The sequence below is a fragment of the Bradyrhizobium zhengyangense genome (genome assembly GCF_022012435.1).
GTDB classification, from domain to species: domain Bacteria; phylum Pseudomonadota; class Alphaproteobacteria; order Rhizobiales; family Xanthobacteraceae; genus Bradyrhizobium; species Bradyrhizobium zhengyangense.
This window is the reverse complement of record NZ_JAKLUA010000008.1, coordinates 278,008-291,582: the sequence shown is the minus strand read 5'-3', so window position 1 is coordinate 291,582 and position 13,575 is coordinate 278,008. Positions and strand designations below refer to the sequence as shown.

10 protein-coding genes are annotated in these 13,575 nt (G+C 62.8%); 4 read left to right on the top strand and 6 right to left on the bottom strand.

The window, feature by feature from the left end; genetic code table 11:
• The first annotated feature begins 56 nt into the window (after nucleotides 1–56).
• The 3 genes from L6637_RS25090 to L6637_RS25080 all read left to right on the top strand — a co-directional run bounded on the left by L6637_RS25090 (nucleotide 57) and on the right by L6637_RS25080 (nucleotide 2,257).
• Nucleotides 57–434 (top strand): FmdB family zinc ribbon protein, encoded by a 378-nt coding sequence (locus L6637_RS25090; RefSeq protein ID WP_237872330.1) that lies wholly within the window; start codon nucleotides 57–59, stop codon nucleotides 432–434.
• 99 nt (nucleotides 435–533) lie between these two features.
• Complete coding sequence (locus L6637_RS25085) at nucleotides 534–1,574, top strand: aliphatic amidase (RefSeq protein WP_237872328.1); 1,041 nt, start codon at nucleotides 534–536, stop codon at nucleotides 1,572–1,574.
• A gap of 323 nt (nucleotides 1,575–1,897) precedes the next feature.
• Entirely contained in the window at nucleotides 1,898–2,257 is a 360-nt protein-coding gene (locus tag L6637_RS25080; protein WP_237872326.1) for a hypothetical protein, read from the top strand.
• Here L6637_RS25080 and L6637_RS25075 read toward each other — a convergent pair.
• Nucleotides 2,232–3,171 (bottom strand): IS630 family transposase gene (locus L6637_RS25075; protein WP_377803134.1). Its coding sequence is split into 2 segments (ribosomal slippage): nucleotides 2,232–2,834 and nucleotides 2,836–3,171, totalling 939 coding nucleotides; the frame shifts between segments, so codons are not numbered across the junction. The genes L6637_RS25080 and L6637_RS25075 overlap by 26 nt on opposite strands.
• Nucleotides 3,172–3,284: 113 nt before the next feature.
• On the opposite strand from L6637_RS25075, the gene L6637_RS25070 reads away from it, so the two are divergent.
• A complete protein-coding gene (locus L6637_RS25070) occupies nucleotides 3,285–5,984 on the top strand; it encodes an autotransporter outer membrane beta-barrel domain-containing protein (protein WP_237872325.1) in 2,700 nt (899 codons plus the stop codon).
• Nucleotides 5,985–5,988: 4 nt separating this feature from the next.
• On the opposite strand, the gene L6637_RS25065 is transcribed toward L6637_RS25070, so the two are convergent.
• From L6637_RS25065 to L6637_RS25045, 5 genes are all read right to left on the bottom strand, one after another.
• Complete coding sequence (locus L6637_RS25065) at nucleotides 5,989–6,819, bottom strand: MlaD family protein (RefSeq protein ID WP_237872323.1); 831 nt, start codon at nucleotides 6,817–6,819, stop codon at nucleotides 5,989–5,991.
• A gap of 141 nt (nucleotides 6,820–6,960) precedes the next feature.
• On the bottom strand, nucleotides 6,961–9,180 hold the full coding sequence (locus L6637_RS25060; RefSeq protein WP_237872321.1) for an acetate--CoA ligase family protein: 2,220 nt from the start codon (nucleotides 9,178–9,180) through the stop codon (nucleotides 6,961–6,963).
• 133 nt (nucleotides 9,181–9,313) lie between these two features.
• Nucleotides 9,314–10,306: a glycosyltransferase family 2 protein gene (locus L6637_RS25055; protein ID WP_237860328.1), complete on the bottom strand. Its 993-nt coding sequence runs from the start codon at nucleotides 10,304–10,306 to the stop codon at nucleotides 9,314–9,316.
• A gap of 156 nt (nucleotides 10,307–10,462) precedes the next feature.
• A complete protein-coding gene (locus L6637_RS25050) occupies nucleotides 10,463–11,032 on the bottom strand; it encodes a class GN sortase (RefSeq protein ID WP_237872319.1) in 570 nt (189 codons plus the stop codon).
• Nucleotides 11,033–11,132: 100 nt separating this feature from the next.
• On the bottom strand, nucleotides 11,133–13,418 hold the full coding sequence (locus tag L6637_RS25045) for a marine proteobacterial sortase target protein (protein WP_237872317.1): 2,286 nt from the start codon (nucleotides 13,416–13,418) through the stop codon (nucleotides 11,133–11,135).
• Between the last annotated feature and the right edge of the window lie 157 nt (nucleotides 13,419–13,575).

Genomic DNA, 13,575 nt, shown 5'->3' with positions numbered 1-13,575 from the left:
GAGAGGGTTGGGGTGAAGGGGCTGTCTCCGCACGACGGAACGCGAAGGGGCACAAGATGCCGGTCTATGAATATCTCTGTGACGATTGCGGGCCATTTAGGGATCTCCGCCCGATGGCAGAGTGCGACGATCCGCAAAGCTGTCCGCATTGCGAGACGATGGCGCCACGCGTCATCCTGACCGCGCCGAATTTCTTATGCATGCCGGCGGACAAGCGCAAAGCGCATGCCGTCAACGAACGCAGCTCGCACGCGCCGCAGACGCTGGCGCAATACAAAACCTCGCACGGTCCCGGTTGCGGCTGCTGCTCATCAGGCAAGACCGTGAAGGACAAGAGCGGGACGGACCGGAAGAAGCCCGCGCGGCTGATGACCCAGAGCAAGAGCGGCGCCAAGGGGTTTCCGACGGCGCGGCCCTGGATGATCAGCCACTAACGCATGATCCGGAAAAGCGTGCAGCGGTTTTCCGGCAAGATCATGCGCAAATAACGCACGCGACGACCTCAAACCAACAAAAAGACAGGAGCGCCCAACATGCTTCACGGCGATATTTCCAGCAGCAACGACACCGTCGGCGTCGCAGTCGTCAATTACAAGATGCCCCGCCTGCACACCAAAGCCGAGGTGCTCGACAACGCCCGCAAGATCGCCGACATGATCGTCGGCATGAAGATCGGACTGCCCGGCATGGATCTTGTGATCTTCCCGGAATATTCGACCCAAGGCATCATGTACGATTCCAAGGAGATGTACGAGACGGCGTCCGTGGTGCCGGGCGAGGAGACCGCGATCTTCGCGGAAGCCTGCCGCAAGGCGAAGGTGTGGGGCGTGTTCTCGCTGACCGGCGAGCGCCACGAGGAGCATCCGCACAAGGCGCCCTACAACACGCTTATCCTGATGAACGACAAGGGTGAGATCGTGCAGAAGTACCGCAAGATCATGCCCTGGGTGCCGATCGAGGGCTGGTATCCCGGCAATTGTACTTATGTCTCCGAAGGTCCGAAGGGCCTCAAGGTCAGCCTGATCATTTGCGACGACGGCAATTATCCGGAGATCTGGCGCGACTGCGCCATGAAGGGCGCGGAGCTGATCGTGCGCTGCCAGGGCTACATGTATCCGGCCAAGGAGCAGCAGGTGATGATCTCCAAGGCCATGGCCTGGGCCAACAATGTCTATGTCGCGGTCGCCAACGCCGCAGGCTTTGACGGCGTCTACTCATACTTCGGCCATTCCGCGATCATCGGCTTCGATGGCCGCACACTCGGCGAGTGCGGTGAAGAGGATTACGGCATCCAATACGCCCAGCTCTCCAAAAACCTGATCCGCGATGCGCGCCGCAATGGCCAGTCGCAGAACCATCTCTACAAGCTGGTCCACCGCGGCTATACCGGCATGATCAATTCCGGCGACAGCCCGCGCGGCGTCGCGGCTTGCCCGTATGATTTCTACAAGAACTGGATTGCCGATCCCGAAGGCACGCGGGACATGGTCGAGGCCATGACCCGCGCGACGCCAGGCACCGCCGAATGCCCAATCGACGGCATTCCGAACGAGGCCGCGCCGAGCAATTACTAGGGACCGCGGGCTGCGGCGACAAGTCGTGTCGACAGCCGTCAACATCCGGGCTGCGCCGCTCAAGCAGACTCTTTGCGCGGGATTCGATCGAGCTTCCGAAAACCGTGGCGCGGTTGCAACACAACCGTCAGATTCCGCCTCGGTTGTGCGCCAAACCGACGCATTTGGTCTGGCCGTAGTATTGCGGAACCTCCCCATGGCCTACGTTTCCCCGCGGAAATGTTGTTGCTGGGGAGTGCGACGTGAGGGGCGCGGGGGTATCGGGGCGGCAGGGTCGGCTGCGCCGGGTCGGCGCTAGGTCGTCCATTGGCGCATCGGTAATCTTGGCGCTCGCGTTCAGCCTCTTCGCGTCGACGACATCGGCGCGGGCGGACTGCGCGCCTGACCCGGCGGCCAGCGGTCAGACGGTCACCTGTAGCGGCACCGATACCAACGGCTTTGCAGCCGGCGGCGGTGTCACCAATCTGACCGTGAATGTGCTGGCTGGCGCGACCGTGCACGATAACAGTACGGCGTCGATCAACGTCAACGATACCAACGTTGTAACCAACAACGGAACGGTATTGGCGGGCTCGAGCCTCACCGGCATCAACGGCGGCAATTTCAACACCGTGACCAACAACAGCATCATCACGACGGTGCTAAAGCGTGATGGCATTAAGTTCGATAGCCTGAATTTTTGAGGTAGTTGGCGCATTCCTCAGGAGTGAAGGCATCGAGTGCATGGCCGATTGCGGCGCAGACCGCGTCGACGGTTCGCGCCGCGGCTTTGCGGAGCAGGTGCTTGAGCTTGGCAAAGACTTGTTCGATCGGGTTGAGGTCGGGCGAGTATTTTGGCAGGAAGAAGAGCTTGGCGCCGACGGAGCGGATGAGCTGGCGAACTGCTTTGCTCCTGTGGCTGCCGAGATTATCCAAGACGACGATATCGCCAGGTCGAAGGACGGGCAGAAGGACTTTCTCGACATAGGTGCGAAAGCTCATGCCATCGATCGGCCCCTCGATGAACCATGGCGCATCAATCCGGTCGTGGCGCAGGGCCGCCAAGAAGGTCATGGTCTTCCAGCGGCCGTGGGGAACCTTGGCGTGAAGTCTGCTCCCGCGCGGCGCCCATCCCCGCAAGGGCGCCATATCGGTCCTCGTCCAGGTCTCGTCGATGAAGACCAGCCGCTCAGCTTCGACGCGGCCTTGATATTTTGTCCACTGGGCTCGCCGCCGCGCGACCTCGGGTCGATCGCGTTCGCCAGCCGCCACGCTTTTTTTTGAAGCTGAGCTTCTCGGCGTGCACGAAATCCCACACTGAATGGTAGTCGACCTTCAGGCCACGTCCCGCAAGCTCGGCAACGAGGCCCCGTATGGTGAAATCGCCATCCTTGATCCGTTGCGACAGCCAATCCGCGTGGTCTCCCGAAACCGCCTTCGGCTTGTGACCGCCCATCTGGCCAGGCTCGACGCTACCAGTCTCCTCGACCCGCTGCATCCAGCCGATCGCTGTGCTGATCGCGACCCCAAACTGCTTGGCCGCCTGGTTGCGGGACATCCCGCCCTTGATCGCGGCTACGACACGCTTGCGAAGATCCAGAGAATAAGGCTTGCCCATCCATGCTGGCCTCCTTCCAGCCAGCATGGTGAATCAGAAACCCACTGATTTGGGAATCCCAAATCGATTCAACCTAACCCCATCCCGCTTTAGACAACAGTCTCGGCGTCTCGATGCTGGATAACAACACTATCGCCAACAACGGAACGATCGCCGCCACGGGTAACGGTGGCTCGGCGATCTGGATCCAGGACAACAACGTCGTCACCAACAGCAGCTCGCTGTCAGTCGGAGCCGGAGCCTCGGGTATTTTCGCGGGCGTAAACAACACGATCACCAATGCGGCCAGCGGCACGATCACCGGCCTCAACAATGCGTTCGGTATTTTCGTCCTTGGCGGCTCGACCGTGACCAATGCCGGCACGGTCACGGTCGGCGCATCGAGCGGACTTTCCGGCGCCATTTTCGCGATCAGTGACGGTAACACGGTCATCAATACCGCTACCGGCAGTATTTCCGTCGGTCAGCGCGCCGTGGGCATCTTCGCGCAGGGCAATACCGAAACCGTCAGCAATGCCGGCAGCATTACCGCTGCGCGTTTTGGCGCAGGCATTGTCGCTCTCGGTGACGATGCAAAGGTGACCAACAGCGGAACGATCACGACCGCCGCCGACTCGGCTGGCATGTCCGTGCAGGGCAGTCGTATGCTCATCACTCAAAGCGGGGTGATCAATGTCGGCGTCGGGGGCGTTGGCATTACTCTTTCCGTCGTGTCCTCCAGCATGACCAACACTGGTCGGATTACGGGAAGCGACGGCTCCCAAGGCATCGTGCTGTTTGGCGACGGCAGCATCTTCACTAACCGCGGCGTCATCTCGGTTGGTGCGTCGGGCACTGGCATCATAGTGTTCATGTCGGGCAATCCAATTGTTAACACCGGCACTATCTCCGTTGGAGACGCGGGTCTGGGCATCAGCGTGACAAGCGGGGGAAGCGTCTTCAACTCGGGAACGATCAATGCCGCGACTGGCTTCGCGGCAATCGAATTCTGCGGCTGCCAGCCGAACACACTCACCCTCGGCCCCGGCAGCGTCATAAACGGCCTGGTGCTCGCCGCCGGCACTGACACATTTCAGCTCGGTGGCACCGGCAAGGATACGTTCAACCTCGACCTGATTGGTGCCGGCCTCCAGTACGACGGCTTTTCGACCTTCAACAAGGTCGACGGCTCGACCTGGACGTTGACCGGCACCGGCAATCAGGACTGGAACGTACTCGGCGGCACGCTGATGCTCGCCGGCACCATCAACGGCAATGTGAGCATTGCGGCCGGTGGTACGTTCGGTGGTGTCGGCACGGTCAGCACGATCAGCGTCAATGGCGGCACGCTGGCGCCGGGCAATCCGACCGGGACGCTCTCGGTGTCCGGCGATCTCACGTTCACGTCGGCCTCGCGCTACATGGTGCAAGCCTCCGGCACGAGCAATGGCATCGCGGTCGTGACCGGAACGGCGATGCTCGGCGGCGCAACGGTCGTCGTCGTGCCGACCGGCTCGATCGCGAAGCACTACACGATCCTGAACGCAGGCACGCTGTCCGACGCATTCAATCCGGTCGTTGCGGGCCTGTCGTCGAACCTGCATGCTACGCTGAGCAACGACCCCCACAACGTCTTCCTGGATCTCTCGCTGAGCTACGGCTCGGGCCTTAACGTCAATCAACAGGCCGTCGCCAATGTCCTGACGCACTACTTCGACAGCACCGGCAGCCTTCCCCTGGCATTTGCGAACCTCTCACCGTCCGGCCTGACGCAAGCCTCCGGCGAATCGGCAACGGGATCGCAGCAGACGACGTTCAATGCGATGAACCTGTTCATGAGCCTGCTGACCGACGTCTTCGGCTCCGGGCGTAGCGAAGCACCCGGCGCGACGCCGTATGCCGACGGCGACGCAAACGCCTATGCAGCTACAGGCAAACGCCCGAGCGACGCGTTTGCTTCCATCTATCGCAAGGTGCCGCCGCCGACTTTCCAGCAACGCTGGGATGTCTGGGCGGCCGGCTTCGGCGGCTCGCAGACCACTGATGGTCGTGTCGCACTCGGCTCCAACAACACCAACAGCAATCTCTACGGCACCGCGGTCGGCTTTGATTATCGCTTCTCACCCTCGACGGTTGCGGGCTTCGCGCTCGCCGGCGGTGGCACCGGCTTTGGTGTCAACGGGCTCGGCTGGGGCCGCTCGGATCTGTTCCAGGCCGGTGCCTTCGTTCGCCACAATGCCGGGCCCGCTTACATCACGGCCGCACTCGCCTATGGCTGGCAGGATGTGACGACCAACCGCATCGTCACCGCTGCCGGCACCGACCAGTTGCGCGCGCAGTTCAATGCCAACGCCGTTTCGGGCCGCATCGAGGGCGGCTATCGACAGGCAACGCCGTGGATTGGGCTCACGCCCTATGCTGCACTCCAGGCCACGATGTTCAGCCTGCCGAGCTATCAGGAATTCGCCGTGGTCGGCAACAACACGTTTGCGCTCAACTACGCCGCCAAGGACGTGACCAGCACACGCACCGAGCTCGGCCTGCGCGCAGACAGATCTTTTGCGACTGCCGCAGCCGTGGTGACGCTGCGCGGCCGCGCCGCCTGGGCACATGATTTCAATCCGGATCGCACGGTCGGTGCGGTGTTCCAGACGCTGCCGGGGGCGGCCTTCGTCGTGAACGGCGCGGCGCAGGCTCGCGACTCCGCGCTGACGACGGCGTCGGTGCAAATGAGCTGGATGAACGGCTGGTCCGCGTCGGCAACCTTCGAGGGCGAGTTTTCGAACGTCGCGCGCTCCTATGCCGGCAAGGGCGTCGTGCGCTACACTTGGTGAGGTCCTATCGCTTCGGCTGCGTCGGCTTGCGCGGCGGGCGCAGGGCGACGGCGGGAGCAGGCGTTCCGCTCATCTTGTTGGCGGCTTCACTGACATCGAGCAGCGAGCGACGGGTGTCTTCGAGGAAGCTTGCCGATTTCTTCTTCATGGTGTCGGCGAGCTCGTGCAGTCCCTTCACCTTTTCGAACAGCTCGTCGGCCTTGCCGTCGACGAAACCCGGCACCGCGCCCTCGATCTTCGAAACCGCCTTGTCGAAGCCTGCAAATGCATTGTCGACCTTGAGCATCACGGCGTCGATCTCCTCGCCCTTGTCGCTGAGATCGGCGGTGTAGTTTTCGAAGGTACGCAGGCCGTCCTTGATCGCGGGCGCGTTGCTGACGATCGTGCGGTCGACGCTGTGCAGCGTGTCGACGATGGATTCAGCATCGCTGAGATCGGCGGTCAGCACGGGGATGCCGTCCGAGTCCAGCGGCACCGGTGGCGCAGACGGCGCGCCGCCGATCAGCGAGACCGCGGCAACGCCGGTGAGGCCCTGGAACTCGATGCCGGCCACAGTGTCCTTGCGGATCGGCGCGGTGTTGTCGAGCGACACCAGCGCCACGACCTTGCGCGGGCTCTGCAGCTGGATCGACAGGATCTGGCCGGCGGGCACGCCGTCGAAATTGACCGGCCCGCCGCGGCGCAGGCCGCTCGCGGAACCGCCTTCGAAGACGACGCGCAATTGGCTGCGGCTCTGGCTGGCGCGCCATTTCTGCACGCCGAGCAGACCGCCGAACGCGACGGCGATCACCGTCAATGTCGCCGTTCCGATCACAAGATTGCTCGCGCGTGCCATACGGGTGCGATGTTACGACCAAAGCGGGAAAGTTGGAAGGAGCCCGAACGGCCGCAATGCTAACGCGGGCGGGTTAACGACTTGTCCGCCCTAGCTCGAATGGCGAAGGCGGAAGCGTCAGACCCGCCGTTTCGCGCGACATCAATGTCCAGCCGCGCGTTTGGCCGCGGCGTTGTTCAATACGATCAGCGCGTCGACAGCCACGCCCGTCCTGGCATTGATCAGGAACGGGTTGACGTCGATCGAGGCGATCCGGTCGCCGGCGTCCGCAATCAGATTGGACAGGCCGACCAACGCCTTGACGGCTGAGGCCTCGTGCAACGCCGGCTTGCCGCGATAGCCGCGCATCTTGATGCCGGCTTTGGTCCGGCCGATCAAAAGCCGCGCCTCGGCCTCGTCGAGCGGTGCGCCGGCGAGCGCCACGTCCTTCATCAGCTCGATATCGATGCCGCCGGTGCCGAACAGCACGACGGGCCCCATCTCGGCATCGAGCGAGGCGCCGACCACGAGCTCGAGGTCGGCCTTGACCTGCTGCGCGATCAGGATGCCGTCGAGCTTTGGTTTGCCTTTCAGCTTGTTCACCCGCGCGGAGATGTCGGCAAACGCCTTCTTCACCTCGGCTGCGCTGTTGAGGTTCAGCACCACGCCGCCGATATCGGATTTGTGCAGGATCTCGGCGCTGACGACCTTGGCGACAACCGGAAATCCGATCTGCTTGGCGATGTCAGCGGCTTCCGCGGCCGTCTGTGCGATTCCCTCCTTCGAGATCGGGATGCCATAGGCCTTCAGCAGCTTCTTTGAAGCGACCTCGTCGAGCGCGGCGCCGCGCGCGGACTTCAACGCCTTCTCCAGCACGGCGCGTGCTGCCGGCTTGGAGCTCGAGACGATGTCGGGCACTTCTTTCCGCAAGCTGGCATAGGCGAGCAGCGATTTGATCGCGGTCACCGCACGGTCCATGCCCTGCATCACCGCCAGATGCGGCAACGATTTGCGCAAGCCCTTGGTGAACTCCGTAAAGCCGATCGACATCGCGCTGATATAGATCACGGGCTTTGCGGCCCGGCTCGCCATCTCGTTGACGATGCGCAAGTTCCGCTCGCGCTGCTCGTGCGGTGCCTTTGGAAACTCGGCGTCGATGATGACGATGTCGATATCAGGATCGTCGATCATCAGCTTGATCGACTTCATGTAGACGGAGGGATCAACGACCGCGGCAAAGCCGGCGTCGAGCGGATTGCCCACGATCGAACCAGGTCCAAGCATCTTGCCCAGCTCGCTGCTGACATGCGGGCTCAACGGTGCGAAGTTCAGGCCTTGTGCATAGAAGGCATCGATCAGCATGCCCCGCTTGCCGCCTGACAGCGTCACCGCGGCGAGCCGGTTGCCCTTGGGCACGGCGGCGTGAACGAAGCATTCGGTGGTCTCGATCAACTCGTCGAGCCCGGCGACGCGGATCACGCCTTCGCGGGTTGCAATCGCGTCGAATGTCTCGATCGAGCCCGCGAGTGCGCCGGTATGTGCCATCGCGGCGGCGCGGCCACCCTCCGACGATCCGAGCTTGAGCGCGATCACCGGCTTGCTGGCGGCACGCGCGGCCTTGCAGGCGTCGCGAAACGCCTTGGTGTTGCGTACGCCCTCGAGATAGACCACGATCACCTTGACGCTCGGATCTTCGGCGAAATAGCGCATCAAGTCCGGCGTCTCGAGCCCGGTTTCGTTCCCTGTCGTCACCATATAGCCGACACCGACGCCGCGATCTTCCAGCGCTTGCCTGATCGCCATGACGATGGCGCCCGATTGCCCGGCGATCGCCACCGCGCCTTGTTCCATGGTGACGATACGGTCGTCGATATTGGTGAAGAGCTTTTCTGCGGCGCTTAAATTGCCGAGGCAGTTCGGGCCGGTCACGGCCAATCCCGTCTCGCGCACCGCCTGTTGCAGCTCAGTGGCGAGCTTCTGGCTCTCCTCATCCTGCAATTCGCTGAAACCCGAGGTCACGATGGTCGCGGACCGCGCGCCGGCAGCGGCAGCGTCGCGGATCACCTGCACGGCAAAGCGAGCGGGCACCAGCACAAGGACGTGGTCGGGCTTTTCGGGCAGGCTGGCAAAATCCTTGTAGCAGGGTACGCCCCAGATGCTCTCGCGCTTGGCGTTGACAGGATAGAGCCCGCCCTCGAAACCATATTTGACCAGATTGTTCCAGATGCGCTCGGCGTAATTGCCGGGCTTGTCGGTCGCACCCACCAGCACGATGTTGTGTGGATGGAGCATGGCGTGGATGCCCTTGACGACGTCGCTGGCATCGGGCGGTGGCGACCATGGGCGGGCAGGGACCGACGCGGCTGAGACCTGAGCTTCCATGGTGTGACCTCACCTGTTGTTCTTCTTGATAGCGCGTCGCCCGATCGTATGGTGAGTTGACTGGAGTGGCAACCGGCGGCGCTGCATGCCGCCAGACGGAATGCGCAGCGGATCGCGCGCAGCCGTGCCGTCCTCAGTAGCGCAGCACGCCCAATTTGTAGCTGTAGTGATAGGCAATCTGCCGCAGCAGATAAGGTGCAATGGCGCGCCTTATCTGCATCTGCGTCGGATCAAATCCGAGGACGCGACGCCGCAGGATGCCCATTTCCCTGACGCCGATCGCGTAGGTTGCCGCCGTCTTCTGTGCGTCATGGATCCGGAAGCAGGAAAGAAACCGCGGCAGGCGTACGAACTTGAAACCGGCCGCCTGTGCCCGCAGGATGAAGTCCCAGTCCATCGCGAAATGGAAGTTTTCGTCAATTGGACCGATCTTGTCCCACACGCGCTTGCGCCAGAACATCGTCTCCTGCGGAATGTAGTCGGCATATTGTAGCGTCTTGCCATCGTGGCGAGGCAGCACCGCGCGTCCAACCTCAAGTCCATCACGATCGATGAAGATGCGGTTGCCATAGACGATGTCGACATCGGGATGCGACATGAAATAGTTGACGACATGAGCGAGCGTCCCGGGCAGCAGCATGTCGTCGCTATTGAGATAGGCCATGATCTCGCAGTCGACGCCGGCAAAACCGAGATTGATCGCGTTGGATTGGCCTTTGTCCGGCTCGCTCTTCCAGCTGATGCTGTTGCCGCGGCTCTTCAGGAGATCAATCGTGCCGTCGATCGAGGCGCCATCCTGCACGTGATAATAGAGGTTCGGGTAGGCTTGGCCCACGATGCTGTCGATCGTGGCGCCGATATACTCCGCATGGTTGTAGCTCGGAGTGACCATTGCGATCCGCGGCGCGTTCGCAGGGATCGCAGGCGAGGACTTGAACGCGTTCAGGTTGAGTAAACGCGGTAGGTATTGTTCGAAGGTCCACATTGGCGGACGCCGCCAGAGGCCGCGGAGCGAGGCCCGTCTCTGACCGGCGGCAACGAGACCCAGGTTCCGCTCCAGCAACGCGACGCGGTTTTCGAGCTGTTCCAGTCGCTGGTCGAGCCGCTGCCTGAACTCTTCGTCCATCTACCCCGTCTTCCCGCCCGGCTCCGCCGTAAAGATCCGCAGGCCTTCTTATAGGTCTACGGACGGCCGCGCCAGTTCAGCGGCTCATGACGTCGTAAGGACATCGGTACGGTTTGCGAGCGCGAAATCAATCCCAAGCCTTGCGCTTGCGAACGGCTATTCACGATCGCCCATCAAGGTCGCATGCAGCAGGTAACGCTCGGGGCCGGAGGTGACGGCGTCGAAAGGCCAGCAAGTCGCAAGGACAAGCTCCGAACCTTGAGTCTCGGGATCGATGCCCGATGCGTCGAAATGGACGACCGTCGAGGAATCCGCACGATAGCGAAAGCGCTTGCCGTCACTGCGTGTGACATCGATCACATCGCCGATGGCGACATTCCGCAGGAAGCGGAAATGCGTATCGCGATGTGCCGCATAGACGGCAATCCCGCGCTCGCCGGCGTCAACCGTCCGGTGGATGTGGCCGGGTCCAAAGGCAAGCGCCTGGCCGCTTGTGCCTTCCAGTACGATCGCGCTGGCGCCGATCCGCTTCACCTCGATCCGCGCCACCGGCCAGGTGTCGGCCCAAGACCATGGCTTGACCGGTTGGCCGGTTGCAATGCCCCGGTCGAACGCACGCTCCAGCAGCACCTGCGCGAGCCACGCCTTGGCGTGGATGTAGGCGCCGTCACCGAACAGGATCGTTCCGACCAGCGCCAGGACCAGAGGCGAGATGAGGCGGGGCATGGTTTCCACCAATGACGGGAAGAAAAAAGGCGCGCGCGACCGTTGGTTCGGGACGGGCAGCCGCGCGCGCCAAGCAAGAGGAGTTCGGGGTGCTCCTCTCTCAAGCGGCGTCAGTGAGCAAGGTCCGACGCCGGTTGAACACGAACAGGATCAGCGCGAGCACGATCAGGATCAGGCCTGCGATCATCTTCAGTTCAGCAGAGGTCGCGGTCTTGGGCAGGCGGATCGTATCCGCGGTGACAGGTGCTGGCCGCCTTGCCGCGGGCTGGCTCGCATCGGCGCGGCGCTCGCGCAGCTGTGCCGGTGTCTGCTGCGGCCGTTCGCCGAATACCTTCGCGAAATCCCAGCCCGCCGGCAGGTTGATCGGAAGCTCGGTGAGCTTGAGCGGCGCGCCTTCGGGACGGCTCGGCGTCTTGTCGACAGCGATGAGACTGGTCAGCCGCGTGACAATCTGGTGGTCGAGCGCCAGTGCAAGGACCGTCTTGTCCGTGTCCTCCGGGGTCATCTCGTGCAGCGTCCGCGCCACTTCCGCATCGCTGATCTTGCGCCTGGCCCAAAGCTTCGACAGACCTTTGCCTTCAGCGGCACTCTTCAACGGCAGCGTCACCGACCACGGGCGATCGCCGACATGACCCTTGATCTCAAGTGAGCCCGCGAGTCTGTCGAGCTTCGCGGCAAGCACCAGTGGCTCGTCGCGATAGACGTCCGGAATGATTGCCGGCGTGACGTCGGCCTTGATGTCAGCTTTGGCATCGGAAAACTTCACGGTGAGGCCGGTCACGGCCGGGTTCTCCAGCTTGGCAAACAGGCCGCGCATACGTTCCTCGACCTGATCGACGGAGCCGATATGGGTGAAGGCGCCGCGGCCGAGCTCGGAGGCGCGCGTCATCAGATAGGTGTTGGGCGCGGAGCCGATGCCGACCATGAAAATGCGCGAGCGGCCGCGCATCGCCGTGATGGTCTCGAACAATTGCTGCTCGTTGCCGATCGCGCCGTCGGTGAGGAATACGACTTGGCGGACCATGTTGGTGTCGGCAAGCTTGTCCGTCAGTGCCGCGCGCATCGCCGGCACCATCTCGGTGCCGCCGCGGGCCTGCAATGCGCTGACGAAAGAGGTCGCTTCACCGACATGCGCGGCGTCGGCCGGCACGGAGGTCGAAAACAGCACGTCCATGGTGTCGTCGAAGCGGATCACGTTGAAACGGTCGTTCGGCTGCAGGCGGCCGAGGGCATAAAGCAGACTCGCCTTGGCCTGCTCGATCGAGGTGCCACCCATCGAACCGGAATTGTCGATCACGAACACCACTTCGCGCGGCAACGGCTTCTGGGCGGTCTGTTCGGCGGCCGGCGGTGTGACGAAGGCCAGCAGGTAGTCGGCATCGCCGACATGCTCGCGGAACAGCCCGACTGACGGTGCCTTTTCAGCGGCTGGCTTCCAGGTGAGCTCGAAGTCGCGGTCGGCCGGGACGGTGCCGTCAGCAAGCGTGACGACGCGCGTCATGTTGTCCGGGCTTTCGATCTTCACGTTGTGAAAATGGCTCTTCACCTCGCCGAGGGCGAAGCCGGCCTTCAAATGCACTGTGATGCTGGTCGGATTGACCGGCGCGCTTCTCGCCGGATCAAGGACCGGCGACGAGATGCGCTCACGGTCGGGCACCGGGTCTGAATGGGTCGCGCCCCAGCCGGAGCCGTCATTGCGGAAATCGACGCTCTGCACGATCGGCGCCGGATTGTAGCGGGGTCCGACCACGAGCGGAACGCGCAGCGAATATTCGTTGCCGGCTTGATGCACGGGCTCCTGATACTCGATCTGCACCAGCACAGTTTCGCCGGGTCCGATATTGGCGACCGAGTTGGTGAAGATGTTGGGCCTCTCCTGCTCGGTGAGCGCGGCCTTCTGCCCGGAGCGGCGCGCCTGCTCGTAGATCACGCGGGCCTGCTGGCACTCCCTAATGTCGCCGATAATGACGCGGTCGCCGACCACCATCTTCAGCGTGTCGACGGCGCCATCAGCGCCCAGTGGATAGATATAGGTCGCCTCGGCCCAGTCCTTGGTCGGGTTGCGGAAGGCCTGGGTGACGCGCGTGCGCAGTGTCGGGCCTGAGACCGTGATGTCGACGTCGATCCCGAGCCGGATAGCTTCGGTCGTGGCTCCGTTCTCCTTCAGGAGCAGGGTGCCGGATTTGGCATCGCCGGGCTGAAGCAGGCTGGCCTGCTCCGTCGTCGCCGACCAGGAGGTCTCGAAGCTCACCAGCAGGGCCACGAAACTGACCAGGAGCACGGCAATGCTTTGCGCCAGAAGGAACAGCCCGACCTTGATCAGCCTGCCGAGCCAAGGGTGTTCGTCAGGGTGTTCGTCACCGTCGACCGTGTCGTAATTGTCCATTTGACCTGCTCCCGAAGCATGTTTGATGACGCCAAGCATCGGTCGGGAGGGCCTGATTTCGCGAGCAGAATGATCGGTAATGTTCCGCCGCGGCCGGTCGGGGCCAGCCGCCAGTTTGGCGGCGATGTCCGGTTTTGTGCTGACTTGTCCGCCCTGC

Coding starts and splice junctions, on each gene's coding strand:
- L6637_RS25090 (WP_237872330.1), top strand. CDS start 57: ATGCCGGTCTATGAATATCTCTGTGACGATTGCGGGCCATTTAGGGAT.
- L6637_RS25085 (WP_237872328.1), top strand. CDS start 534: ATGCTTCACGGCGATATTTCCAGCAGCAACGACACCGTCGGCGTCGCA.
- L6637_RS25070 (WP_237872325.1), top strand. CDS start 3,285: ATGCTGGATAACAACACTATCGCCAACAACGGAACGATCGCCGCCACG.
- L6637_RS25065 (WP_237872323.1), bottom strand. CDS start 6,819: ATGGCACGCGCGAGCAATCTTGTGATCGGAACGGCGACATTGACGGTG.
- L6637_RS25060 (WP_237872321.1), bottom strand. CDS start 9,180: ATGGAAGCTCAGGTCTCAGCCGCGTCGGTCCCTGCCCGCCCATGGTCG.
- L6637_RS25055 (WP_237860328.1), bottom strand. CDS start 10,306: ATGGACGAAGAGTTCAGGCAGCGGCTCGACCAGCGACTGGAACAGCTC.
- L6637_RS25050 (WP_237872319.1), bottom strand. CDS start 11,032: ATGCCCCGCCTCATCTCGCCTCTGGTCCTGGCGCTGGTCGGAACGATC.
- L6637_RS25045 (WP_237872317.1), bottom strand. CDS start 13,418: ATGGACAATTACGACACGGTCGACGGTGACGAACACCCTGACGAACAC.